This is a genomic window from Gemmatimonadota bacterium (assembly GCA_016712265.1).
In the GTDB taxonomy this organism is placed as follows: Bacteria; Gemmatimonadota; Gemmatimonadetes; order Gemmatimonadales; family Gemmatimonadaceae; genus RBC101.
Genome location: JADJRJ010000011.1, coordinates 30915 through 51029, shown reverse-complemented (window position 1 = coordinate 51029; position 20115 = coordinate 30915). Strand labels below are relative to the sequence as shown.

General features: G+C 67.1%; 49 protein-coding genes and 1 tRNA gene. 14 read left to right on the top strand and 36 right to left on the bottom strand.

Translation table 11 applies throughout. The features are described from left to right. Window positions 1–10 precede the first annotated feature (10 nt). From IPK85_02080 to IPK85_02070, 3 genes are read right to left on the bottom strand one after another with little or no spacing between them, the layout of a single operon-like run. Window positions 11–487: a hypothetical protein gene (locus IPK85_02080; GenBank protein ID MBK8246185.1), complete on the bottom strand. Its 477-nt coding sequence runs from the start codon at window positions 485–487 to the stop codon at window positions 11–13. Continuing rightward, window positions 484–762, bottom strand: coding sequence for a hypothetical protein (locus IPK85_02075; GenBank protein ID MBK8246184.1), 279 nt, complete (start codon window positions 760–762; stop codon window positions 484–486). Before IPK85_02075 ends, IPK85_02080 begins: the two co-directional genes overlap by 4 nt. 10 nt (window positions 763–772) lie before the next feature. After that, a complete protein-coding gene (locus tag IPK85_02070) occupies window positions 773–982 on the bottom strand; it encodes a hypothetical protein (protein MBK8246183.1) in 210 nt (69 codons plus the stop codon). A 134-nt stretch (window positions 983–1116) separates the two neighbouring features. On the opposite strand from IPK85_02070, the gene IPK85_02065 reads away from it, so the two are divergent. From IPK85_02065 to IPK85_02045, 5 genes are read left to right on the top strand one after another with little or no spacing between them, the layout of a single operon-like run. Further along, on the top strand, window positions 1117–1656 hold the full coding sequence (locus tag IPK85_02065) for a hypothetical protein (protein MBK8246182.1): 540 nt from the start codon (window positions 1117–1119) through the stop codon (window positions 1654–1656). Beyond that, complete coding sequence (locus IPK85_02060; GenBank protein ID MBK8246181.1) at window positions 1656–1835, top strand: hypothetical protein; 180 nt, start codon at window positions 1656–1658, stop codon at window positions 1833–1835. The genes IPK85_02065 and IPK85_02060 overlap by 1 nt, the downstream gene beginning before the upstream one ends. Window positions 1836–1849: 14 nt before the next feature. Beyond that, window positions 1850–2056 (top strand): hypothetical protein, encoded by a 207-nt coding sequence (locus IPK85_02055; GenBank protein MBK8246180.1) that lies wholly within the window; start codon window positions 1850–1852, stop codon window positions 2054–2056. Further along, window positions 2053–2475 carry a hypothetical protein gene (locus IPK85_02050; GenBank protein MBK8246179.1) on the top strand — a complete coding sequence of 141 codons (423 nt, stop codon included), beginning with the start codon at window positions 2053–2055 and terminating at the stop codon, window positions 2473–2475. Before IPK85_02055 ends, IPK85_02050 begins: the two co-directional genes overlap by 4 nt. A 10-nt stretch (window positions 2476–2485) precedes the next feature. Beyond that, window positions 2486–2635 carry a hypothetical protein gene (locus tag IPK85_02045; GenBank protein MBK8246178.1) on the top strand — a complete coding sequence of 50 codons (150 nt, stop codon included), beginning with the start codon at window positions 2486–2488 and terminating at the stop codon, window positions 2633–2635. Here the strand turns inward: IPK85_02045 and IPK85_02040 are convergent. The 33 genes from IPK85_02040 to IPK85_01880 form a co-directional block, all read right to left on the bottom strand. Further along, on the bottom strand, window positions 2632–3168 hold the full coding sequence (locus tag IPK85_02040) for an HNH endonuclease (GenBank protein ID MBK8246177.1): 537 nt from the start codon (window positions 3166–3168) through the stop codon (window positions 2632–2634). The two genes, IPK85_02045 and IPK85_02040, sit on opposite strands and share 4 nt — an antisense overlap. A 134-nt stretch (window positions 3169–3302) precedes the next feature. Further along, complete coding sequence (locus IPK85_02035) at window positions 3303–3503, bottom strand: hypothetical protein (protein MBK8246176.1); 201 nt, start codon at window positions 3501–3503, stop codon at window positions 3303–3305. Next, the gene (locus IPK85_02030) at window positions 3500–3811 is read right to left on the bottom strand and encodes a hypothetical protein (protein ID MBK8246175.1); all 312 of its coding nucleotides are present in this window, start codon (window positions 3809–3811) and stop codon (window positions 3500–3502) included. Before IPK85_02030 ends, IPK85_02035 begins: the two co-directional genes overlap by 4 nt. After that, a complete protein-coding gene (locus tag IPK85_02025) occupies window positions 3808–4035 on the bottom strand; it encodes a hypothetical protein (GenBank protein MBK8246174.1) in 228 nt (75 codons plus the stop codon). Before IPK85_02025 ends, IPK85_02030 begins: the two co-directional genes overlap by 4 nt. Further along, window positions 4032–4820, bottom strand: a complete 789-nt coding sequence (locus tag IPK85_02020) for a nucleotidyltransferase domain-containing protein (GenBank protein ID MBK8246173.1) — start codon at window positions 4818–4820, stop codon at window positions 4032–4034. The genes IPK85_02025 and IPK85_02020 overlap by 4 nt, the downstream gene beginning before the upstream one ends. 286 nt (window positions 4821–5106) lie before the next feature. Further along, on the bottom strand, window positions 5107–5646 hold the full coding sequence (locus IPK85_02015) for an HNH endonuclease (GenBank protein MBK8246172.1): 540 nt from the start codon (window positions 5644–5646) through the stop codon (window positions 5107–5109). Further along, window positions 5643–6017, bottom strand: coding sequence for a hypothetical protein (locus IPK85_02010; GenBank protein MBK8246171.1), 375 nt, complete (start codon window positions 6015–6017; stop codon window positions 5643–5645). Before IPK85_02010 ends, IPK85_02015 begins: the two co-directional genes overlap by 4 nt. Before the next feature lie 90 nt (window positions 6018–6107). Continuing rightward, a complete protein-coding gene (locus tag IPK85_02005; protein ID MBK8246170.1) occupies window positions 6108–6497 on the bottom strand; it encodes a hypothetical protein in 390 nt (129 codons plus the stop codon). Next, window positions 6490–6759 carry a hypothetical protein gene (locus IPK85_02000; protein ID MBK8246169.1) on the bottom strand — a complete coding sequence of 90 codons (270 nt, stop codon included), beginning with the start codon at window positions 6757–6759 and terminating at the stop codon, window positions 6490–6492. The genes IPK85_02005 and IPK85_02000 overlap by 8 nt, the downstream gene beginning before the upstream one ends. Beyond that, the gene (locus IPK85_01995) at window positions 6752–7111 is read right to left on the bottom strand and encodes a hypothetical protein (GenBank protein ID MBK8246168.1); all 360 of its coding nucleotides are present in this window, start codon (window positions 7109–7111) and stop codon (window positions 6752–6754) included. The genes IPK85_02000 and IPK85_01995 overlap by 8 nt, the downstream gene beginning before the upstream one ends. Beyond that, on the bottom strand, window positions 7104–7700 hold the full coding sequence (locus IPK85_01990) for an HNH endonuclease (GenBank protein MBK8246167.1): 597 nt from the start codon (window positions 7698–7700) through the stop codon (window positions 7104–7106). The genes IPK85_01995 and IPK85_01990 overlap by 8 nt, the downstream gene beginning before the upstream one ends. Continuing rightward, window positions 7690–8943: a hypothetical protein gene (locus IPK85_01985; protein MBK8246166.1), complete on the bottom strand. Its 1254-nt coding sequence runs from the start codon at window positions 8941–8943 to the stop codon at window positions 7690–7692. Before IPK85_01985 ends, IPK85_01990 begins: the two co-directional genes overlap by 11 nt. Continuing rightward, a complete protein-coding gene (locus IPK85_01980; protein MBK8246165.1) occupies window positions 8933–9250 on the bottom strand; it encodes a hypothetical protein in 318 nt (105 codons plus the stop codon). The genes IPK85_01985 and IPK85_01980 overlap by 11 nt, the downstream gene beginning before the upstream one ends. A 2-nt stretch (window positions 9251–9252) precedes the next feature. After that, complete coding sequence (locus IPK85_01975) at window positions 9253–9561, bottom strand: hypothetical protein (GenBank protein MBK8246164.1); 309 nt, start codon at window positions 9559–9561, stop codon at window positions 9253–9255. Continuing rightward, complete coding sequence (locus IPK85_01970) at window positions 9554–9979, bottom strand: hypothetical protein (GenBank protein MBK8246163.1); 426 nt, start codon at window positions 9977–9979, stop codon at window positions 9554–9556. Before IPK85_01970 ends, IPK85_01975 begins: the two co-directional genes overlap by 8 nt. Continuing rightward, a complete protein-coding gene (locus IPK85_01965) occupies window positions 9976–10200 on the bottom strand; it encodes a hypothetical protein (GenBank protein ID MBK8246162.1) in 225 nt (74 codons plus the stop codon). The genes IPK85_01970 and IPK85_01965 overlap by 4 nt, the downstream gene beginning before the upstream one ends. Further along, on the bottom strand, window positions 10191–10406 hold the full coding sequence (locus tag IPK85_01960) for a hypothetical protein (protein ID MBK8246161.1): 216 nt from the start codon (window positions 10404–10406) through the stop codon (window positions 10191–10193). Before IPK85_01960 ends, IPK85_01965 begins: the two co-directional genes overlap by 10 nt. Before the next feature lie 265 nt (window positions 10407–10671). Beyond that, window positions 10672–10749, bottom strand: a tRNA-Arg gene (locus tag IPK85_01955). Window positions 10750–10914: 165 nt separating this feature from the next. After that, complete coding sequence (locus IPK85_01950; GenBank protein ID MBK8246160.1) at window positions 10915–11277, bottom strand: DUF968 domain-containing protein; 363 nt, start codon at window positions 11275–11277, stop codon at window positions 10915–10917. 4 nt (window positions 11278–11281) lie between these two features. Further along, window positions 11282–11674, bottom strand: coding sequence for a single-stranded DNA-binding protein (ssb, locus tag IPK85_01945; protein MBK8246159.1), 393 nt, complete (start codon window positions 11672–11674; stop codon window positions 11282–11284). 9 nt (window positions 11675–11683) lie between these two features. Then, window positions 11684–12463: a hypothetical protein gene (locus IPK85_01940; protein ID MBK8246158.1), complete on the bottom strand. Its 780-nt coding sequence runs from the start codon at window positions 12461–12463 to the stop codon at window positions 11684–11686. Continuing rightward, a complete protein-coding gene (locus tag IPK85_01935; protein MBK8246157.1) occupies window positions 12460–13212 on the bottom strand; it encodes a PD-(D/E)XK nuclease family protein in 753 nt (250 codons plus the stop codon). Before IPK85_01935 ends, IPK85_01940 begins: the two co-directional genes overlap by 4 nt. Then, window positions 13209–13403: a hypothetical protein gene (locus tag IPK85_01930; GenBank protein ID MBK8246156.1), complete on the bottom strand. Its 195-nt coding sequence runs from the start codon at window positions 13401–13403 to the stop codon at window positions 13209–13211. Before IPK85_01930 ends, IPK85_01935 begins: the two co-directional genes overlap by 4 nt. Beyond that, window positions 13400–13687 (bottom strand): hypothetical protein, encoded by a 288-nt coding sequence (locus IPK85_01925; protein ID MBK8246155.1) that lies wholly within the window; start codon window positions 13685–13687, stop codon window positions 13400–13402. The genes IPK85_01930 and IPK85_01925 overlap by 4 nt, the downstream gene beginning before the upstream one ends. Continuing rightward, a complete protein-coding gene (locus tag IPK85_01920; GenBank protein ID MBK8246154.1) occupies window positions 13684–13872 on the bottom strand; it encodes a hypothetical protein in 189 nt (62 codons plus the stop codon). The genes IPK85_01925 and IPK85_01920 overlap by 4 nt, the downstream gene beginning before the upstream one ends. Beyond that, window positions 13869–14255, bottom strand: a complete 387-nt coding sequence (locus IPK85_01915; GenBank protein MBK8246153.1) for a hypothetical protein — start codon at window positions 14253–14255, stop codon at window positions 13869–13871. The genes IPK85_01920 and IPK85_01915 overlap by 4 nt, the downstream gene beginning before the upstream one ends. Then, on the bottom strand, window positions 14252–14587 hold the full coding sequence (locus IPK85_01910) for a hypothetical protein (GenBank protein MBK8246152.1): 336 nt from the start codon (window positions 14585–14587) through the stop codon (window positions 14252–14254). Before IPK85_01910 ends, IPK85_01915 begins: the two co-directional genes overlap by 4 nt. Next, complete coding sequence (locus tag IPK85_01905) at window positions 14584–14802, bottom strand: hypothetical protein (protein ID MBK8246151.1); 219 nt, start codon at window positions 14800–14802, stop codon at window positions 14584–14586. The genes IPK85_01910 and IPK85_01905 overlap by 4 nt, the downstream gene beginning before the upstream one ends. Continuing rightward, window positions 14799–15155, bottom strand: coding sequence for a hypothetical protein (locus tag IPK85_01900; GenBank protein ID MBK8246150.1), 357 nt, complete (start codon window positions 15153–15155; stop codon window positions 14799–14801). The genes IPK85_01905 and IPK85_01900 overlap by 4 nt, the downstream gene beginning before the upstream one ends. After that, on the bottom strand, window positions 15155–15343 hold the full coding sequence (locus IPK85_01895) for a hypothetical protein (protein MBK8246149.1): 189 nt from the start codon (window positions 15341–15343) through the stop codon (window positions 15155–15157). The genes IPK85_01900 and IPK85_01895 overlap by 1 nt, the downstream gene beginning before the upstream one ends. Window positions 15344–15358: 15 nt before the next feature. Then, entirely contained in the window at window positions 15359–15571 is a 213-nt protein-coding gene (locus IPK85_01890) for a hypothetical protein (GenBank protein ID MBK8246148.1), read from the bottom strand. 15 nt (window positions 15572–15586) lie between these two features. After that, window positions 15587–15868, bottom strand: a complete 282-nt coding sequence (locus tag IPK85_01885; GenBank protein MBK8246147.1) for a hypothetical protein — start codon at window positions 15866–15868, stop codon at window positions 15587–15589. Window positions 15869–15999: 131 nt separating this feature from the next. Further along, on the bottom strand, window positions 16000–16308 hold the full coding sequence (locus tag IPK85_01880; GenBank protein MBK8246146.1) for a helix-turn-helix transcriptional regulator: 309 nt from the start codon (window positions 16306–16308) through the stop codon (window positions 16000–16002). A gap of 96 nt (window positions 16309–16404) precedes the next feature. Between IPK85_01880 and IPK85_01875 the strand changes: the two genes are divergently transcribed. From IPK85_01875 to IPK85_01835, 9 genes are all read left to right on the top strand, one after another. Next, window positions 16405–16614: a helix-turn-helix transcriptional regulator gene (locus IPK85_01875; protein MBK8246145.1), complete on the top strand. Its 210-nt coding sequence runs from the start codon at window positions 16405–16407 to the stop codon at window positions 16612–16614. Then, the gene (locus IPK85_01870; protein MBK8246144.1) at window positions 16611–17303 is read left to right on the top strand and encodes a hypothetical protein; all 693 of its coding nucleotides are present in this window, start codon (window positions 16611–16613) and stop codon (window positions 17301–17303) included. Before IPK85_01875 ends, IPK85_01870 begins: the two co-directional genes overlap by 4 nt. A 24-nt stretch (window positions 17304–17327) precedes the next feature. Next, entirely contained in the window at window positions 17328–17783 is a 456-nt protein-coding gene (locus IPK85_01865; protein MBK8246143.1) for a hypothetical protein, read from the top strand. Beyond that, entirely contained in the window at window positions 17780–18118 is a 339-nt protein-coding gene (locus IPK85_01860) for a hypothetical protein (protein MBK8246142.1), read from the top strand. Before IPK85_01865 ends, IPK85_01860 begins: the two co-directional genes overlap by 4 nt. Next, window positions 18118–18360, top strand: coding sequence for a hypothetical protein (locus IPK85_01855; protein MBK8246141.1), 243 nt, complete (start codon window positions 18118–18120; stop codon window positions 18358–18360). The genes IPK85_01860 and IPK85_01855 overlap by 1 nt, the downstream gene beginning before the upstream one ends. Window positions 18361–18419: 59 nt before the next feature. Beyond that, window positions 18420–18575 (top strand): hypothetical protein, encoded by a 156-nt coding sequence (locus IPK85_01850; GenBank protein MBK8246140.1) that lies wholly within the window; start codon window positions 18420–18422, stop codon window positions 18573–18575. A gap of 106 nt (window positions 18576–18681) precedes the next feature. Next, window positions 18682–18828, top strand: a complete 147-nt coding sequence (locus IPK85_01845; protein ID MBK8246139.1) for a hypothetical protein — start codon at window positions 18682–18684, stop codon at window positions 18826–18828. Between the two features lie 727 nt (window positions 18829–19555). Then, window positions 19556–19846 carry a hypothetical protein gene (locus tag IPK85_01840; GenBank protein MBK8246138.1) on the top strand — a complete coding sequence of 97 codons (291 nt, stop codon included), beginning with the start codon at window positions 19556–19558 and terminating at the stop codon, window positions 19844–19846. Beyond that, entirely contained in the window at window positions 19843–20112 is a 270-nt protein-coding gene (locus IPK85_01835; protein ID MBK8246137.1) for a DUF2312 domain-containing protein, read from the top strand. Before IPK85_01840 ends, IPK85_01835 begins: the two co-directional genes overlap by 4 nt. Window positions 20113–20115 lie beyond the last annotated feature (3 nt).

The following is a 20115-nucleotide window of genomic DNA, read 5'->3' as shown; positions in this document are numbered from 1 at the left end:
GCGGGGTAGGCTAAGATTCCCGCTCGATCGCATCAGCTGCCGCGTCGAGCCATTGCGCCCGCTGACCGGGCGGGACGTCGTCGATCCAGTCGATTTCGCACAGCACCGTCTCCGGGTCGGCCTGATAGACCGTGCCGGATAGGATGTCGGCGGGGAACTCGTCGGCCTCGGGTTCTCCGTTCTCATCGAGGGCGACGACCCGTGCTACGAAGCGCGGCGGCTGGAGATGCGCGATATATTCCCGGCGCCGGCCATCGCCGCCGAGCGCATCCCCGATCATCCACTCGTCTCGAGGCCACGGGCTGATATCGCTGGCGCCGATCAAGGCGCCGAGACGGGCCTCGATGTCGGGCGGGAACTCGCCGCCGGCCAACCACCGCCGCACCGTTCGAGGCTCGACCCCGAGCCGGCGGGCGATGGCCGACTGCCATCCCACGGCGGACCGCAGAATGGCGATGGCGGTGCGCTGGAACTCGTCGCGCGTCATTCCGGGGGGCGGACGGACGCCATGGTCGGACCGAGCGGCTGCCCCATGCGCGGGAAGCCCGACGGCCGTTCGCCGGTCGTCGTGACCCATGCCTGGGCGCCGGTCTCCCCGGCCAGCCGGAGGGCATCAACGAGCCGCCGGGCGCGATCCGCGGCGTCCACGAAGCGCCCATGGGCGCCTGGAAACACGAACGTCGGCCATCCCTCGATGCCGACGTAACGGACGGCAGCGTGGTAGGCGGAACGGTCGAGATCACAGTCGGGATAGGTCGTCATGGCTCGGCCCTCAGCGACGATTGATCTTGGCGCGGAACGCAGCCGCGCTCGTCGGCAGCGGCGACAGGTCGATCCGGCCGGTGGCGGGGGCGAACTCGATCGGGGCCGATGGGTGCTCGCGCATGTAGTCGATGTGCCGCTGGGCAGAGGCGGCCTTCCGCGCCTCTGCCTTCGCGACGCGGGCGGCGATCTCTTCGGGGGTGCGGATTTTGATGGCCATGACCGGGCTCCTTGCCTCTGGCGGGCGGGCGATTGCCCTTCCCTCATGTCCTAATGATAGGACGCGCCGAGCTGCCGGTCAAACGAAATCGACGCAACCCGTGCATTTTCTGCACACGTTCGGAGACCCCCATCATGACCATCATCCTCGCCGTGCTGGCCGCGGTGCTCGGCCTCGTCTGGGGCCTGTTCTGGGCGCACGTCCGCGATCAGGGCCGGCTTCCCGGCGCGCCCTCGTTCACGAAGGCGAAGGAGGTCGGGATCGCCATGTTCGGCCTGCCGGCGGCGGTGTTCGGGTTCGTCGCCTACGGCTGGGTCGAGGCGGGGCTGATCTGGGCCGGCATGTCCGGCGCATGGTCGCTTGGACACATGGGCGGGCTCGGGCTGCGGTTCTACGAGAGCCGGAAGGGCCTGTCGGTGCCGATGGCGTACCTCGCCATGGCGGGCACGGGCGCGCTGGTCACGCTCGCCCCTGCTGGCGTCCTGGCGTGGCACGAGGCGTGGATCGCGGCTGCTGCCGTCCTGCTCGCCGGGGTCGCGAAGGTGGCGACTTACGAGGCCGGGTTCATCGCCCGGGGCCTGACCGATCGCGAGCCGCACGCGACGTGGCTGGGGGCGCTGGGCCACGGCGCCATCCTCTACACGGTCACGGCCGCGGCGATGGTGCTGGCCTGATGCTGACCCGCGAGAAGGTCACCCTCGCCCACGTCCTCCGGGACACGCCGCCGTGGCAGTGGCAGGCCCGCGAGCCGTGGTTCGACGAGTTCGACGGCTCCGGAACCAGCTACCTCGCCGGGTTCGGGTCCGAGAGCGCGGCCAGGGAGTACGGGCGGCGGATGGGGTGGTGCGAGTAGAGCGGAGCGCGGCCATGACCGACGACAAGACCTTCACCTTCTCATATCCCTTCCAGGGCGGGCGGTGGTGCTTCACCCTCCAAGCGCGTGACGCCGACGAGGCCGAGGCCCGGTTCCGTGCGCTGGCATGGGGCCGTCTCGACGGCGAGCTGGTGGCCCGCATCCCGGTCCCCGATCCGGTCGGCCCGCTGCGGCGTCTCTGGCAGTGGGCGGTCCGGTGATCCCCGTCACCTGGTGGGCCATCCTCGGCCTGACCGCAGCCCTCGGCGGGGTGGGCTACCTCGCCTACGACGCCATCGAGGACAAGGGGCGGCTCGCCGCCACGATCGAGGCCAAGGACAAGGCCATCGCGAAACTCGGGGACGATCTGAAGCGCCAGGCGCAAGAGGCGGCGATCCGCCAGTCCATCACCGACGCCGCAGACCGGGCCGTGGTCTCGGTCGAGACTGGCCGGGACGTGATCCGCTCCCGCATCGTCACCATCGTCCGAGAGATACGGAGCGCCCCCGATGCGAATGATCCTGCTCCCGACAGCATTCGGGTTGCTGTTGAGCGCGTGCGCCAGCTCGACGCCGGGCCCGATCGTGGTGACGCGGGTGGAGCCGCTGGCCCCTCCCCAAGCCCTCCTGCGCGTCCCTGAGCGGCCTGCGGTGCCATCGCCCCCGGTGACCAATGCTGATGCCGCAGAGTACCTGCTCCGGGTCTACGAGTGGGCTATCGGCCTAGAGGCGCAGATCAGGGCGACGGGGAAGTGGGTGGAAGAGGCGAGGCGGCTGCGGGCTTTCCCGCGCGATAACTAAACGAGCCACTTCCACCGCTTACGCAAGTGTATCTGAGACACATGAGCTTGGTCGATCCCGTATGATGCGGCGATTTCGCGTTGCAACATACGACCTTCAGCCGCCAGATGCCGTATGGCCTTGACGTCCTCATCGGAGAGTTTGTTTGTCCAAGCGGCAGTGCCTCTGTACGCGCGACCGTGGCGAACAGTGTCCCTATAGTTCTCCGCGGGTGTCGCCCACCGCAAGTTCGATGCGGCATTGTTCGTAGGGTTCCCGTCCCAATGAGCGACATGCGACTTCGCGTCTGGCGCCGGTCCGTGAAACGCTTCGGCGACCAGCCGGTGCACCTTCTTGGTTTGGGTTTTGGCGTTCTTACTCAAAACCACATAAAAGTATCCAGTAGGATGCGGTTTCGGCGACACAATGCGGCCCGGATATGTGCCGGAGGCCCCAAGGCTATCAATCGCGCGCCGCACGCGCCCGAGACTGCTGACCTCGTAAGGCCAGCCTTCCACCGGACGCCATTCTTCTGGTATGGAATCGGAAGCCATCGCGGTCATGCTCCACATGACGGTTGGTCAGAAGCCGGCGCAGCGCTCCAACGCGCGTCGGCTTCGCTAACATACTAGAACATTACATGAACAACAACTCCTCCGCGCGGCGGGGGAGGACTGCCGGGCGAAGATCAGCGCAATCCGCGCTCGTCAGGCGCCGTAGCCGCATCCTTCCTCACCACCACCAGCCCCGCCTCGTCGAGGGCGCGGAGGACGGCGTCGGCGCCGCTCTCGGCGATCGCCGACGCCATGTCGTCCAAGGTCTCGTCGGACGTGCCGCCGGCAAAGCTGGCATAGATCGCCCGCGCGATCGTCTCTCGGATGGTGGTCATGGGCGGGCCTTGGCTTCGAGTTCGTCGATGTAATCGAGCAGTGGCCCGAGTGCGTTGACCGCCGCCGCGATCAGCTTCCCGTTGTTCGCCGCTTCGTCTTCGTCTCGGCATGTATGGTTGCACGAGCAATCGGCGATCGGATGCACATCGCAATCGGTATCGGCATAGACGACCTGCGGGCCGAAGCGATACGGTTTCTGCAAGTCGTCGCGGTTTTCTCCGTCCGTGGTCCACGGGCCGGGCGTTGCCATCGCCAGCAGGCGGCGCAGGACTTCGCGTGGCGCTTTCGCGCTGTAGTCCGTCATCATCCCTTCATCCTCCGTTCCAGGAAGACGGTGAGGGCGGCGAGCGTGCCGTCTCCGCCGCTTGCGGCGTCAGCGGCCCACGCCGTCTCGAAAGCCCGAAGGTCGCTTGGGGAAATCACAGCCGTCAGCCTCGCAACCGTGGCTTCGAGGGCGGCGATGCGGGCTTCGGCCACGCGCCGCGCCTCAGCGTGCTGGCCGCAGGCGATCATGTGGTGCTCGTCGCTCATGCGGCGTCTCCGGGGGTGGGGCGGGACCAGTGGTCGTTGTGCGCCTCGACGAGGAATCGGTTGATGGCGGTGCGGTCCACAGTTCGCCGGCTGTCGTCTACCAGCCATTTCAGCCGCTGCTCTGCGTCGCTGATGAGTGCCAGCGCCTCGTCGTAGGACACGGCGCCCGACCGGACCGCCCGCAGCGTGGATAGATCGGGCTCTGGCGCCGGCAGGCTGATGTGGCCATGCGTCAGCATCTCGATGCCCTGTAGGCCAAGTCGTAACGCGTGCATCGCGAACTTTGTGTCGTATCCGTATTTCTCCACCAGTTCCGGGCGATTGACCGTGCGAGACCGCTCGCCTGTTAGCCGCATCTTTTGCGATGTCAGGTAACCCAGAAATCGGCGCCCGGACTCTGCGCTGATGAATGACGTGCGCATGCCCACCAAGCCCCGCCCGATCGGCGTCGTCGTGACATGCGACGGGAGCCACAGCAGGACGATGACAGTCGGATTCCCATCCGCGGCAAGACGACAGAACTTGCGAAGGCTATACATCGTCAGGTCGAGGTCGCCCGGCCCGCTCCGAACGCCCTCGGGCTTGTCTCGGTAGATGTAGTGGTCGCACGACGTCAGGCCGCAGACGTATTCTGCGGGCTCGACGAACACGCCCATCTCATCGCGATCGTCCTGCCCCTCGATGGCCGTTCCGTGCGCCGTTGATCCGACGACGCCTCGCAGAATCTCGTTTCCCAGAGCAACGTCGGCCGCATGGCCCACGAAGGTTCTCGATAGGTTGTTCATCTCGTCGTCCTCTCAGGCAGGGAGGAGAGATAGGCGCGGCCGGCGGGGGTGATGAACGCGCAACTTGGGAACTGCTTCGGGTCATCATTGTAGAGGTCGTTTCGCGCCACGAGCCCGAGCCGGACCAGATTGCGGAGGTCTGCGAGCCGCACTCTGCCGAGTGGCCATCGGCGGTCCGCGGAGTAGAGCCAAGCGCCCCGTCCGTATCGCGAGTGGCCTATGTAGTGCCTGTTGGCGAGCCGGGTCAGTAGCGCCATCTGCGCCGTGTTGAGAGTTGCCGCTCCGCTCATCCCTCCGCCCTCCCGGTGGGGGTGGGGCGATGCTCTCTGCGCCACCGCGCAACCGTGCCAGACGTGACGCCGTAGTCCCATGCGACGTCCCGCAAGGATCGTCTGTCCAGCGCCGCAACGCGTTCGGCGTCGGGAGAGAGTAGGCGCGGCCGGCCGGGCCGCGGCCCCGCCCATTGCCGGCCTTTCGCGATCATGTCCGTCGTGTTGTCCTGCGGCGAGCCGACGAACAGGTGCGCCGGGTTAATGCACGGCGGGTTGTCACATCGGTGGCAGACGAACTGGAGCCGACCCAGAGATTGCCCGGTGTGGGCCATCCAAGCCAGACGGTGCGCCGACGTTGATCTCTTGTCTCGCTTCCGCCGGCCGACCTGCCAGCAGACTACGCCGTATCCGGTACGGTTCCGGGATCGTGGCCATTCCCAGCAGGCGTTGGCACCGTATTCGGCGGCAAGATGCGCCATGACTGCCGCAACCGTTTCGCGGCCCGTCGTCCACGGCCCTGCATATTCCTCCGCCGTCATCGGGGTGGCGTTCATGCGCGGGGCTCCGTCGAATAGATCGCATGCATCAGCAGGATGACCGGCTCTGGTATCGGCGCGCCCAGATCGAAAACCCCACCATCGGCTAAGCCGCGGTCCGGCCCGATGGCGATCCACGCAACGACTTCAAGATCGATAGCCATATGGATCTCGCCACCCGGCCCGTACCAGTCGAGACCGATCTCGCCATCATCCGATAGGCACAGTTGCGGCAGGCGCCAGTCGTCGGGCGCGTCGATGACGATGCCCTTGGCGGCGTCGATCACGGACCGCTCGGCCTTGATGCCGTCGGTTGCTAGACCGTGGTTGAAGGCTTCGATGCGGGCGAGAGTGGTCGATAGCCCTTCCGGCGTCGTGGGTTGGTTCATGCGCGGGGCTCCTTCTCGCCATTGTGCCGCATCGGGCGCGGCATGGACCAGACCGTGGTGTACCGCCGGATCGCCGCCCTCTCTATCGTCTCACCCGGCATCGGGGGTCTCTACGACGAGGATGCGGGACGGGTGGACCTTCTCGGCGAGTTCCGAAATGGGGTCGATCCGCTCGTGCTGGTCGCTGGACATGCGCGGCACCGGCAGCGTTTCGCCGAACTGTGCCACCCACCCGGCAGTCCGGGCCGCGATGTTCTCAGGCGTGACGCCTTCGCAATCGGCGCCAGCGAGATGCGGGTGCGCCGCGAGCAGCACCGGAGCTGCCTCTCGCATGACGCGGGGAAGCTGGTGCGTCCAGACCGGGCCACCGGCTATCCATTCGGCCAGCTCGTGCAGACCGCTCATATGACGCGTCGAGACGAGCATTCCGGTCGTCATGGTCAGGATGTCGCTGATGTGGAAGTCGCGGGTCTCAGCCATTCTCGGTCTCCGGGGGTGAGGGGAGGGGTTGCCACTCGGCGGGCGGATCGCTCGGCTCCATGTCCTCGTTGATCTCCCAGCAGACGCCATCCGACCAGCATGGAGGGTGGTCGCCTTCGGTTTCGGCGTGCCATGCGCCGCACTCCTGATCGGGATCATCGACTGGCCGCCACGAGGCGATCAGAACGTGCCCGCCGGCCGTGCGGACGCGGATCGGCGTGCCGTCGCCGGGCGCCATTTCCATCCGTCGCCAGTCAGGCATGGCGATCGGCCTCCTTCGCCTCGATATCGGATGCGATGGCGCGGAGGGCGCAGGCGGCGCGAGCAAGCGGCTCAGTCGCGGCTATGGTGTCGCACGACCACTGCTCGCTGTAGCCCCGGCTCCGGGCGACGCAGACCCACCAGTTGTGGCTGTTCTTCTCGACCTTCACGAACCAGCCTTCCGGCATCAGTTCCGCCGCCTCGGAAAGCGTCCGCGTAGGGGTAATCAAGACCCCCGACAGGGGATGCCAGCCCCTAAGAGCCCGCCGAATTGATGCATCGATTGATGCATCCGAGCCGCTTAGCCGCGCGACCTCCTGCGCCAGTTCCCGCAGCACCCGTGCGTCAACCATGGTCAGCCTCCTCCAGGGCGCGGCGGCCGGCTTGGCGTTGGTAGCGCCCGCTCGGCCGCGGCAGTCCAGCGGGACGCTCAAGGTCACGCCAAGTTTCGCCGCGAAAGAGTTGTTGAACGGTGGTGCGGCCAACGCCGTACTCTCGCGCGAGATCAGAAGTTCGTTCTCCGGCGGCGCCGCGGACAAGCAACTCCGCGGCCTGGGCTTGTGTCAGCAGCGCACCACTCGCGCGCTCCCCGCGCGGGGCATGGCCAGCTTTGAAATGGGCTTGATCCGATGTGATCGTCGCTCGCAGCCGGCCCTTCGCGCGGGCGTCCCGCATGTTGTCCGCCGCAGTCCCGACGAACAGGTGGTCTGGGTTAACGCACGGCGGGTTGTCGCACCGATGGCAAACGAAAAGCCCGGCCTCGATCGGCCCGTTGGTGATCTCGAATGAGATGCGGTGAACTTTTCGGGTCTTCCCGTTCCAGGCCACAGTGCCATAGCCGTCCTGAGACGCTGCGCCCAGCCATAGCCAGCACGCTCCACGCGCATTGATCTTGGCGGCCAATCGAGGGACGTCGAGCACCGTCAGCCGCTCACCGGCCATCCGCCCCTCCCTGGCCCTGGAGGAGGGCGCGCAGACCGTCCACGGCCGACACGAGCAATTGCGCGTTGGCGCCCGGCCCGTCGAGCGCCTGCACGACCAGAGCGCCGCGCTCCCGCAGCGCTTTGTTCTCCGCCTCCAGGGCGGCGATGTGTTCGAACGGGCTATCGGACGGCGGGCAGGTCTGCCACGTCCAATCATGGTTGAGGTAGTACCACTGCCCTCGGCCATCCTTGGCGAGGTACTGGACGCCGCGAACCCACCCGCTCGGAAGGCCCGGCGGCTGACGATCTCGGATCGACGTGCGGCCCGTCTCGGGGTCATACGTCTTGACGGTCAAGCCCTCCGCCACGGATGCGCTCGCCTCGACGGTCGGCGCTGGCAGCGCCTCCGCGATCCTCCGCCAGTCTTCGGCGGATAGGTTCATTTGCTCGTCGAGGATCGGGGGCGTCGGCACATCGCCATGCCCATCCCACACGACGACGGTACAAGCCGGGGTGGTGGGCGCCTCGGCCGGCGGCAAGTCGTCCTCGTCCACATAGTCGTCGCCCACGCCGGGGAGCGTGCAGACGAGCCGGGCGACCCCCTTCGAGCCGTGCGGCACCGGGCACAGCGGATGCGAGCATTCGCCATCGTTGCGGAGGCTGGCGGCCTGACACCGCGTGAGGGCCTTGGGCGCCTCGGCCGGCGCTGGATTGATCGGCTCAAAGCGGCGGGCGTATTCGCCGGTCGGACTGACTGCCCCGTCGAGAGCGTAGGCCGCTACCATGCCGTCGAACCGCCGCGCGTCGATCGAGTGCCGCCCCCCATCCTCGCCCTCGTATACGACGATGCCCTCTGGCCGGGCGCCATCGTCCGACCGATCAGGGAGCCGCTCTATCTCCCGATACAGCCCGCCCTTGTAGTGCCGGTGCGTCGGGGTCCACGGGGCCGGCGCTGGGGAGAGGGAGCGAATTTCGGCAGCGTAGGATGTATGCAAAAACCCGAACTGAGCGCGGTTGTCCCGGTAGACGTCCGCTTTGCCCTCATGGTAGCGCGCCGCGATCTCGATCCCCTCCCGCACCCCCTCGGCTCGGGCGGCGGCGAGGCGAGCGGGCTCGGCGAGGTGGGCCTCGGCCATATCGAGGAGCGCTTCGTAGCGGCCACGGATAATGGACCCTGCGCCCAGATAGGCACGATCGCGTTGGCGGTGGCTGACGTCACGCAGCCGCTTGATATCTTCTCTGGTGATGGTCTCAGCGGTCATCGGTCGGCTCCTCGGGCGTGGCGCGGGAGGGGTGGGCGGGGTCCTGCGGCCACGGAACCCAGTGATCGGGCTCCCGGATATCCGGCGAGTGAAGGCGACGCGCGCTGCCGTCCTCGAAGGTGTAACCGTTGTGCATGCACATCTCTCGCGCGCCGGCGATCCATGCGTCGAACTCGGCCTGCCACCAGACGATGGCCAGGAACCGCTCGTCCGAATAGCGAGCTCGCAAGCGCGTGCCGATGATCGGCGTGCCATCCATCGGCGCTTCCGCGATCGGGCGCCATTTCAGGGCCGGGATATCGGCCATTTTCAGCCCTCCTGCGTCGGCGTGGGGATGGGCGGGTTGTCGCAATCCTGCAGGATGTTGATCATGGTCAGCGCCATGCCGCTGGGCCTGTTCCGCCCGGTGTAGACGTCAGGCACCATCGGAACAGGACGCTCGGCATCGTCGAGATCAGCGAGGGCCGCCATATAGATGTCGAGCGCCTTCCCGTGCGGGATGGTTGGGTTCACGACGCTCATGACGTGCGCACCCCGGGCTCGCTCGATCGCGGATCGCAGCATCCCGACCGTCCACTGCCCGGTCATGGCCGAGGCGCGCGCGGATCGCTTAGACATTCGCATCTCCGTTCGTGGGGATGGGTAGGTCGGGGAGGGGGCCGGCGATCCACACGTTTACCATCAGGCGATCGTTGCGGACGTCGTCGGTGCTGAGGAATGTCCAGACGCCGCCGGGATGGCGCTCCGTGATGTTGACCAGAATTCGTGCGCGCGGATTGCCGTAGAGGTAGAGGCCCGGCGGCAGCGCCTCGACCTGCTCGATCGTCTCCATCAGCACCGGCTCCGGGATCGCCCTGGCGAGCGCCGCGTCTCGGGCGGCCTCGGCGGCGTCGGCTCGGGAACGCTCGGCGTCGAGGCGGGCGATGAGATGGCTCATCGCCGTGGCGTAGACATCTAGAGTGCGACTGCTGTACTCGCGTCCGGCGAGGACTTCGCGCCACACTTCCAGCTCCGCATCCGTCATCGGCTCGGTCATGGCGTGGGCTCCTTCGTGGGCTTGTCCTGCCATGCGCGGATCGCCATCCCCCCGGCCTTGGTGCGCGTGACATAGAAGCTGAGGTCGCCGGGGCTGGGGTCCCGCATGCCATAGATGCAGTCGCGGTGTGGGGCCGGGTGCTCTCGATCGAAACGAGCCGCCACCCTCGCGCACTGCTCCCACCATTCTGGCGGGACGCTCGCGTGGATCGTCAGGCGCATGTCGCCTTCTCCTTCTTCAACGCGTCCTCCAGGTCGAATATCAGCCCATGCAGAGCCGATGCGTGCCGGTCTCGGACGTAGTGGTGTGTCATGCCCGCGCTGGCGATGCCGAGCGCATCGGGCTCCATCATCCCCAGCCCCCGTGCGAGACGACGGGCATGGGACAGGGCGTCGTCGAGCAGTTCGTGGCGATCGGGTGGGGTCATGCGGGGCGCTCCCATGTGGGCTGATCGGTGTCGAACCTGTACCGGGCGACCAGTTCATCCCACGCGAATGCAGTCGGGCCGGGCTGGTCCAAATTGCGCTTTGAGATGATGCCCAAGTGGACCTTGATGGCGGCGTCTACCGCGTCGGGGAGCGGATCGTTGCCGCCATCCCACCATCGCCGGAACCGCTCGTCTTGGATCAGGATCGCCGCCTGCTGGCTTCTCGGCAGCGTGTGGAAGGGGCGACGCTCCTTCGGGGCAGGGGTGGTGTCCGCCGGAGGATTCGAACCTCCAACCGCAGGGATAGAAGCCCCGTGCTCTGGTCCAGTTGAGCTAGGCGGACGATGTTCTTCTTCGGTGTACGGCGCGAGGGCGACGATGTATTGCGTCCCAAGCGGGGCGATGGCGAGGTCGGCGCAGACGTCGTTCGGATGGACCACGAAGCTCACCACGATCCCGTCCTGCGTCTGGCGATAGGCGTGCTTCTTCGCCTCGAAGTGCATCGTGGTCATCGTTCCGCCTCCCACCGCCAGCGATGCGGGCTCGTCTTGGCAAGGGCTTCGGCCGCTGCCTTGAGGTCGACGCGGTACTTCGCCTCGAATGCCTGCCAGCCGATGGCGTGCATCTCCCGGTGATGGAGATGGCAGCAGGGCAGGCACCATCGGTCGTGGCGCTTAATCCCCTTGCCGCCCATGTCCTCGACCGGGACCGGCCCGTCGAAGTGCGCGGCCTCGATCATTCGGTCCTCGCAGCCCTCGACGACGCAGGCGCGCGTCTGGCGCACCCACTGGCGATGCTGCGGGAACTCCCGTTGCGGTGCCCGCTCGATACCAGAGCGGAGGCGGGGCTTGCGGCGGACGAGCGTCGTCATCGCCTCACTCCCACCCGTCTCCGGCGTCGGCCGCGTCCCCGCCACCCTTGCCGTCGAGCAGCGTCAGTTCGCCCCGGAAGGCTTGAAGCACGATCTCGGTCGTGTATTTCTCGGCGCCGGACTGGTCGGTCCACTTCCGAGTCTGCAAGGCGCCTTCGACGTGGACCTTCGCGCCTTTGCGAACATACTTCTCGGCGACCTCGGCCAGACGCTCGTTGAAGATCACGACACGGTGCCACTCGGTGCGCTCCTGGCGCTCGCCGCTGTTGCGGTCCTTCCAGGTCTCGGACGTCGCGACAGACAGCGTGACGACCTTCTTGCCGCCCTGCGTCGATCGGACTTCGGGGTCTTTCCCGACGTTGCCGATGATGATCGCTTTGTTCACTGATCCAGCCATACCGGCCTCCTATGCGGTGACCGGGCTGGTGTTCTCGGACACCAGCGTCATGATGCGATCTAGGTGGGCCTCGGCCTTCGGGCGCACCGCGCTGTTGAGGGAATCCAGCACTTCGCCAGAGACCTTCTCATTGAGCGCCCAGACCTTGTTGCTCTTGGCTGGCGGGAGACGGCGGACGTCCGCCTCGAGGCGATCGAACCATGCCTTCGCCGTGGGTTCGCGCACGATCTCGCCATCGACGGTGATGTACGCCCAGCCGCGGGGTGTTTCGGTCGGCGCCGATGGGGCCGTGGCATGGGCGGGCGCGGGCTCCGGTCGGGCGGGAGGCGGCGAAACGGCGGGCTGTCTGGCGTCTCTTGCCAGCAACGCCCGCAGCTTCGGCATCTCGCCGTCTTCGATCTGCTTGAACTCGTTGATCGTCACCCACGGCGACGGCAGGTCGTAGAGATAGCGGCCGATGCCCCATCGGACGGCGGATCGCTTGAAGGCGTCGCTAAGGCTGCCCTTCTCGGCCTCGATGTCCGTATCGCCGGCCCCGTCCGCCTTCCAAACCCACTCGCCATCGACACGGATGGCGATGTCGCAGACTGTCTTCGCGCCGGCATGGCTGTAGCGACACTGCCAGTTCGCAGGGCCGGCGACGTCGTCGAGCCGGTTCATCACGTCTCGGGCATCAAGGTAGGCGAGCGCTTTCGCCTTGGTCTTGTCCCGCTTTGAGATGGACCCCACACGCCAAGACACGGCGTCCGGCGGGAAGGGGGCCGCAAGGGCCTTCCAGTCGATGGTCATGCCGCCATCCTTTCGGCATTCAGCCGTTCGCGCAGATTGTCGGACCAGCGGTATCCGGTCGTATCCGCAGGCAGGAGGGCGATGGCGTCGTGCCCGTCACGGACACGGGACAGGAACCGCTCCAGCGTCCTCGCGGTCGACCGCAGATCGTCGAGTGCCCGTTCCATGTCCTCGGGTTCGAGGCGATAGACGGCGTGCTTCTTGTCGGTGACGTAGAGCAGGGAGCAGGACTTCTCCCGGCCACGAGCGAGCCAGTAGACCGCCATCTGGGCGACGTGATCCGGTCGCGGCGACGAGGGCATCGCCTTCGTCGTTTTCAGGTCGACGATGCTGTCCGGCCATTCCAGGTCGGTGAACCCGATGACGGGAACCGGGATGTCGTCCAGCCAGCACTCGACCCGGGCCTGGGACGAGGTGGGCGTGTCGTTGACCCCGCGGGTGGCGTCGATCGCCATCCCGAGCATGGGCAGGATGCGGGCCTTGACGGCTTCCACATCATCCGACACGTCACCCTGGCTCCGGTTGAGCCATTCCCGGTCGGCGGCTTCTTTCGCGGTCGCGATGTCCCGCTTGTAGAGCCATGCGGTCAGGCCGGCCTCGACGGCGCTCCCGAGCCATGCGTTCGGGCCGGCATCCTCCGACCAGCGGAGCAGATACTTGCCCGCGTAGAGCGCCGGGTCCGACTTCCACAGGTTCAGCGCCGAGGCCGACAGGTGGCGGATGCCGTGCCGATCGAATGCGGTGGTCATGCCGCCTCCCGCGCCTTCAATTTCCGATCGACCGACAGGTCGCCGAGCAGGCCGATGATTTCGGCGATGGTCTGGTCGAGCATCGCGTCGTCCAGTTCCGCCCGGGCGTCGGGGTCCTGACGGATCGTGTCCCGGAGGTCGCGGACGCACATCCACGCCTCCCACTGGCAGCGGCCGATGTTGGTGGTCATCCGTATGCCCTCCAGGACTCCCGGTGGTTGACGCTGACGACCTGCTCCTCCTCGTACTCGCGCCGGTACTCGTGCGCGGCCTCGGCCAGGTCGAGCTCGGCGACGAAGCGGACGCGGTCCCCGGTCACCGCGACGACGATGGTGCCGCGGTAGCGGTGGAGATCGTCGGCGATCGCCGCCTCCCCGGCCTCCTCCACCGCTGCGTCGTAGTCACGGTGATCGGACCAGGACAGGCCGGTGGGCTCCTGCCATGCGGAGAGGTGGAGCGTGCGGGGGGCGGTCATGCGGACAGGCTCCCGTGCGTCGGCAGCCGCTCCCACTCGCCCTGCGGCAGTTCGGCAGTGCCGCCGGCGTCGAGGCGCACCACGACGGTCGGCATCCGGCCGCAGGCGCTGACCTGCTCGACGATGCCTTCGAGGTCGTCGAGCATGTGCCGGACGCGATCGCCGGGGCGCAGGCGGGCGGTCATGGCGACGCGTCCTCGCTCGGAATTTCTGGGATGTGGATGGGGCCGATGATCCAGACGTCGACCGCCTCGGTGCTGTACAGAGTCGGTCCCATGAACGCATGTCGCCGACCGCCTTCGACGGCGAAGGCCGCCCAGCTCGTCGCGTGCCACCACGGCCTCCGCCACAGATACAGCCCGTCCTCCAGCGGTCCGCCGGTGTAGCGGCGGGGAAGGGGGAGGGCGCGGGCCTTGAGGGCGTCGATGGTGGCGAACAGTCGGGCAACGATATCGGCGGGCCACGTTCCGCGCCCGGCGGCGAGCGCCATGGCTTCGCGCTCGGCGGTCAGTTCGGCGTCCGTCATCGGCTCCACCGACACGGGCCGGTCTACGGAGCGGGTGGTCATGGCGTCACCTCGACCGCCGGAAGTTCGATGTCGAGGAAGTGGGTAGGGTTCGCCGCGATCTCGAAGTCGGTGCCGGCGAGGAACCACCAGTCAGGCATGTGTGCGCCGCCGTCGTCTTCGCTGTCCGTGAACGCCCCGCCCCACTCGACGACGCACCAGCCGTCCTGGACGTGACCGTTGTCTTCACACCACGCGCCGTAAATCGTCAGGCGATTGGGTCGCGCGGGCTCCACATACGGATCGGAATCGTGGCGGCAGTAGGCGACAAAGCGCCTGCCACGCCGCGATCCCAGCGGCAGATCATCGACGGGGCGCAGATTCAGAGAGCTCATCGCATCACCTCCTGAGCCAGCTCGATCCGGTGGGTTGCCCGCTCGTAGTCCACCCATCCCGCCCCGGTCAGGTATCCGGTCAGGAGCATCGCCAGCGCGCAGACGATCAGGACGCGGCCGACGAAACGGTCGTAGCGAATCCGGGGATGGTCGATCGGGTCGCACTCGTCAGGACGGGCCGTGACGAGATCGGACCAGCGGGGGAGGGTGGTCATGCCGTCTCTCCCTTCGCCTTGGAGAGGGCGGCGCGGGCACGGCGAAAATCCCCGATCGTGACGGACGCCTCGTAGGCGGTGCCTTCGATCGCGACCCGAACCTTGATCACTTCGGCCGAGCTTGGCGCGTCTGGGAAGAAATCGATCGCCGCGAACGGCTCCAGCGCCTCCGCCAGATCAGGAGCGGAGGCTATGAGGCGGGCATTCGCCTTGGCCTCCGCGTCGTCGCCGCGCCAAAGGTTGAATCGGGGGTCAGTGACGCCGACACCGTCTCGATCGGCGATCCCAATCATGAAGTGGCCGCTGGTAGACCAGACCATCTGCCACGGGCCTGGCGTCCAAGGCGCGCCCATCACGCCGCCTCCGCCAGGATGACGACCGGCTTCTCGGCCTTGACCAGCCGTTCGGCCGCCGTGATGACGTGGGATGCCTCGCTGAGGAAGTCGTCGCGGGTCCGCTCGTCCGCTTCCCGCCGCGCCTTCTCGATCAGGGTCCGCGCGTAGCGGATCAGGAACCCGGGGTCGTTGTGCTCGTAGAGCATCGGTCTGTCCTCCGGTCAGGCGATCGGCTCGACGTTGCGGATGGTGAACAGCGGCCCCGAGCCGCCGCCCATGTGATAGGTGCGGTAGGCGGCCAGTTCGGCCCGCAGGTCGGCCGCGTCGCGCTCGTCCATCGCGTCGGCGTTATCGGCGATGAGCTGGCCGAGCTTCGACCACTCGACGTGGCCGTCCTCGTCCGTGATCGTGATGGTGGTCAGGTCGGAGATCATCGGGCGGTCCTCCGGTCAGTCCGTAGCCAACTGGTAGTAGGTCGCGACCGCCGACTTGTCCGACACGGTGCGGAACCGGAACCCGGCATCGCGCAGTTCGTACTTGGTCGCGATCCCGAGCCCGCGAACGGCGCTTGCCGCGGATCGCGTGCGGCAAAACCGCGTCATCCAGGTCGAACCGCCGTGGAAGTTGGTTTCCAGCCGCTCGACCATGAATCCGCCGTCGGCGAGGATGTCGAGCGCGCGCTTGGCGCGGGCCGAAAGCTTCGGGGCGTTGTGGTCGGTCGCGATCTGCATCGGGGTCTCTCCCTCGGTGTTGATGAGGGGAGATTACACCGGGCGTAAGAAGCCGTCTACAGGAAAATTGCACTCAGTGTAATAGACGGCTCGCGTGGCTTTCCGCCCCGAGCAACCCGGCGCGCGTAGGTCTAGGCCGCCTCGTCTTCCTCAGCCAGCGCGCGCAACACCTTCATCGCGCGCATCTGCTGGCTGGGTTTCATGCCTTGGATGACGGTCCAAAGCTCAAACTCGGGGGCGCCTGGCTTTCTGCTGCCGATCAGGTCGGCCGGTTCGCAATTCAGGGCATATGCAATCGCCTCCAGGTGCGCTTGCGTATAGTCCTGCTTGCCGTTCTCGATCCGGCTCATGGATGCCGTCGATACGTCGATCCGGTCGGCGAGCTGCTGCTGAGTTAGTCCCCGATAGAGGCGCCATTCACGAACCATCGTCTTTCGCATGGCGTTGGCACCGTGCGGCCACCAACGGTCGCCGTCTATGCCATGGGGTGCAAGAAGATGTTGACGGACAATTGCGCCCCGTGTAACTTCCATCCCATGAAACTTTGCGACTACCTATCGGCCAACGGGATGACGCTCGCGGCGTTTGCTGCGAAGTCGGGCCTGTCGGTGCCGACGGTGAGCCGGCTGCGCCGCGGCCTCAATCGCCCGGACTGGAAAACGCTGGACGCCATCAACGAGGCGACCGGCGGGCAGGTCACGGCCAACGATTTCTACGCCGATGCCGACACGACGAGGGCCGCGTGACCTCCGTCATGGTCATCCCGGAGGAAGTCCGGCGCATTCCTGCTCGCCTGCCGGTGAGCTACGAGGCCGCGAAGAACGCCTTGTCCAACTGCGTCACGCTCGACGAGTGCCAGGATTGGGCGAACAAGGCCGAGGCGCTGGCGAGCTATGCCAAGCAAGCCGATGACGACACGCTGCGGAAGCTGGCGGATCGCATTCAGGCTCGGGCGGTGCGGCGGTGCGGGGAACTGCTCAAGCTGTACAACGGCCAGGGTGCGCGGACGGACCAACTTAGTGCGGGCGCCCATACGAAGTTGACGCAGCAGCAGATTGCTCGCGACGCCGGCATGTCCCGTCACCAGCAGGTGACCGCCGTTCGCGTCGCCAACGTCCCCCTCGCCACGTTTGAGGAAGCGGTCGAGGCCGAAGCGCCACTGACGGTCACCAAGCTCGCCGAGATCGGCAAGCAATCTCGCGCACCCGCACGAGAGCCGGAGCCGCCCCCGCCGGTCGAGCCTGCGCCGGCCGGGTTCAAAGAGGCGACCGCCTTCATCGGCACCATCAAGCGGTTCTCCGACGCTTGCGAAACCACGAAGCCCGAACTGGTCGCCAACGGGGTCATGCGGTCCGAGATCGCCGACCTCCGACGCCGGGTCGCCGTGATCGACCAGTGGATGGACCGGTTCATCGTCAACCTGAAAGGAGCCTGAGCGATGTCCTATCGCGAAACGCTCGTGCACGAGATCAACACCCGCATCGACGACTTGCAGTCGCGCGGGGAGATGATCGCCGCGACGTGGCTGGCCCACGGCATCTGCGCCGAGCACAACGAGGGGCTGGCGCCCGGCCGGGAAGAAGACGCCGAGTTTTTCCATTGGTGCGCCTACACGGCTGTCCGCGACCTCGTCCGGCGGGAGATCAACCGGCGCGGCTCCGATACCGAGCGCGAGTATCGGCCGGCGCAGATCATGCTCCCCGGCTTCGAGCGCGAGCACATCCAAGACTACTACCTCGTCAAGCGCGACACGGAAGAGGTGATGGTCCCGATCGTCGCGATGAGCGACGACGAGGTGCGCCAGAAGATCGCCCTCTACCAGTCGATGGCTGAGAGCAACATGGCGCACGCGCAGGAGCTTGATCGCTTCCTGACATGGCGGGCCGACCGCCAGATCGCTGTGGCCGCGGAATGACCCCCCACAAGCCCGGACGCGCCACGACCTGGGATTGCCCGGGTTGCAAGACGCGATGGCCGAGGAACTGGCTGCGCTGCCTGAACTGCAACGAAGCGCGGCCTCGCATCCTGAACCGCCCGCTCGACTTCCAAGACCCGACCGACGGGTTGACGGACGAACAACTGACGGCGGTTGGACAGCGCCTAGTCGAGAGGAACGAGGCGCAGTTGTGGCGCTTCCTCGACGGAACTGGGGTGGAGCCTGCGGAGGATTTCTGGCGCCGCGACAAGCTGTTGTCCGCGACGCTGATCCGGGAGTGGGACGCGGTGCGCGTTCTGCTGCGAGCCGCCTGATGGCCATCCCCGGCCCCCTCGACGCGACGCTCGCCCTGGAGCAGACCCGCTCGCTCGGCACGGAGCTCGCCGATCTCCGAGCCGAGATCGAGACGCTGCGCCACGAGCGGTATGCCGATGCCCAGCGGATCGCGGTGCTGGAGCACCGGATCGACACGCTGGCCGCGGCGGCCTGCCTCGGCGACGAGCTCGCCCGGATCAGGAACGGCATGGCGGACGACGGGATCGGGGGAGGGGAGTGATGGCGAGGTGGACGATGCGAGCGAGGAGGCGCGCTCAGGCCATCGTGGGCGGGTGTTGCATGCTGGCCCTCGTGGGCGGCGCGTTGGCGGCATGGATTCAGCACCTCTACACCTGCTTCACCACGCAAGCCTGGGGGTTCCTGATCGCGGGCGCGATTGCTCCGCCGATCGGCATCATTCACGGCGTAGGCGTCTGGCTGGGAGCGTGGGGATGATCCCCGCCCTCCTGATCCTCTCCGCTCCCTTCGCCCTGATGGGTGTCATCGGCGCCGCCTTCCTTCTGCGCCTCGGCAGCAACCTGCAACGGGCGGGGGTGCGGTGATGGGGTGGCGGCTGCTCAGGTTTGTGCTGGCTGCCGGCGCCGCCGTGGGCTGGCTGTTCATCATGCATCGCTTTCTGGGCTTGTCCTCGGAAGCGTTGGCTATCAGCGCCGCCATCATGTGGGCCTGGGCGGAAACCCGGCCGTGACCCCCTCCCTCGCATACGGGCGGGATACCTCCGCCCATGCTCCCGCCGGCCGGCATGGGTTCAAACATGCCGTCTCTCTTCCCCGTAGAGGGGTGCGTGGACCCGCCCCCGGCATTCGGCCGGTGCATCGTAGCCACGCAGAAGAGCGGATGGCTGGCAGCGACGATCTTCAGATGACGCAAGCCGGGCGCTCCCGCCGCGGCTTGACTGAGATGCGCGACGACTCCCCGAATCGCGGGAGTTTCCACTCCGAGCCCGGGCGGAGGCCGTCGCGCTTCCCGGGCACCTCCCGCAACCCGAACGATGGAGATCGGCATGAAACCGAACTCGTACGTCCTGAACGTCTCTCTGACCCTGATCTGACCCGGCATCGGCGGCGCCAGCACTCCGGGGCAGGCCCAACTGGGCCGCGCGAACGGGGCTGGCCAACAGCACCCAACCGCTTCGAGGGGCGAGCCCTGCTGTCAAGTGGGCCGAGCCGGTGGAAGGCCGGCGCTCTTTTCCACGCGCCCTTCAGCCGGCGCACCTCCCACGGCCGCCGGGAACCGGCCGGGCACACACCAACCGTCCTCCGAGCGTCGGCTGTCGTGCCGCAGCACATCGGCACGGGATCGCATGGCGGAAAGGTCGGAGTTGCTGGTCGCGCCCCGTATCAGCCTCGCGTCAGCACCGGAATGAGCCGGTCGCGGCGAGCCCAGCGGCATCCCCTTATGACGGAGGGTGCGACGTGAACAAGCATATCGCGAAGCTGCGCGACCAACTGCTTGCCGAAGAACGGCGCCTGTCGGCAGAGCTGGCGGAGGTGCATGCGGGCCTCAAGGCAATCGGCATCGTCCACGAGGCATCAGACGAGCGTAAGCCGGCTGTGCGCCCCGGCATTAGCGCAGCTCTGAAGGAGAAGTTCGCGAACGATCCAGACTATCGGTCTCGGTATCTCGCGCGTGCCGCCAAGATGCGGGCGACCCGCGAGGCCAAGCGTCTCAATGGCGCCGCCGTCCCCGCGGAAGCGTCGGCATGACCGACATCCCCGCCACAGCCGGCGTCACCGCCGACCAACTCCGCTCGTTCATCGATCGCCTGGAACGTCTGTCCGAGGAGAAGAGGGCCCTGTCCGAGGACATGAAGGAGGTGTTCGCCGAGGCCAAGTCGGCCGGGTTCGACACCAAGATCATGCGCCAAATCCTCCGCATTCGCGGCATGGACGAGGCCGATCTGCACGAGCAGGAAGAGCTTCTGGAGGTCTACAAGCGGGCGCTAGGCATGGCGCCGGACATCGAGGGCTGAGCG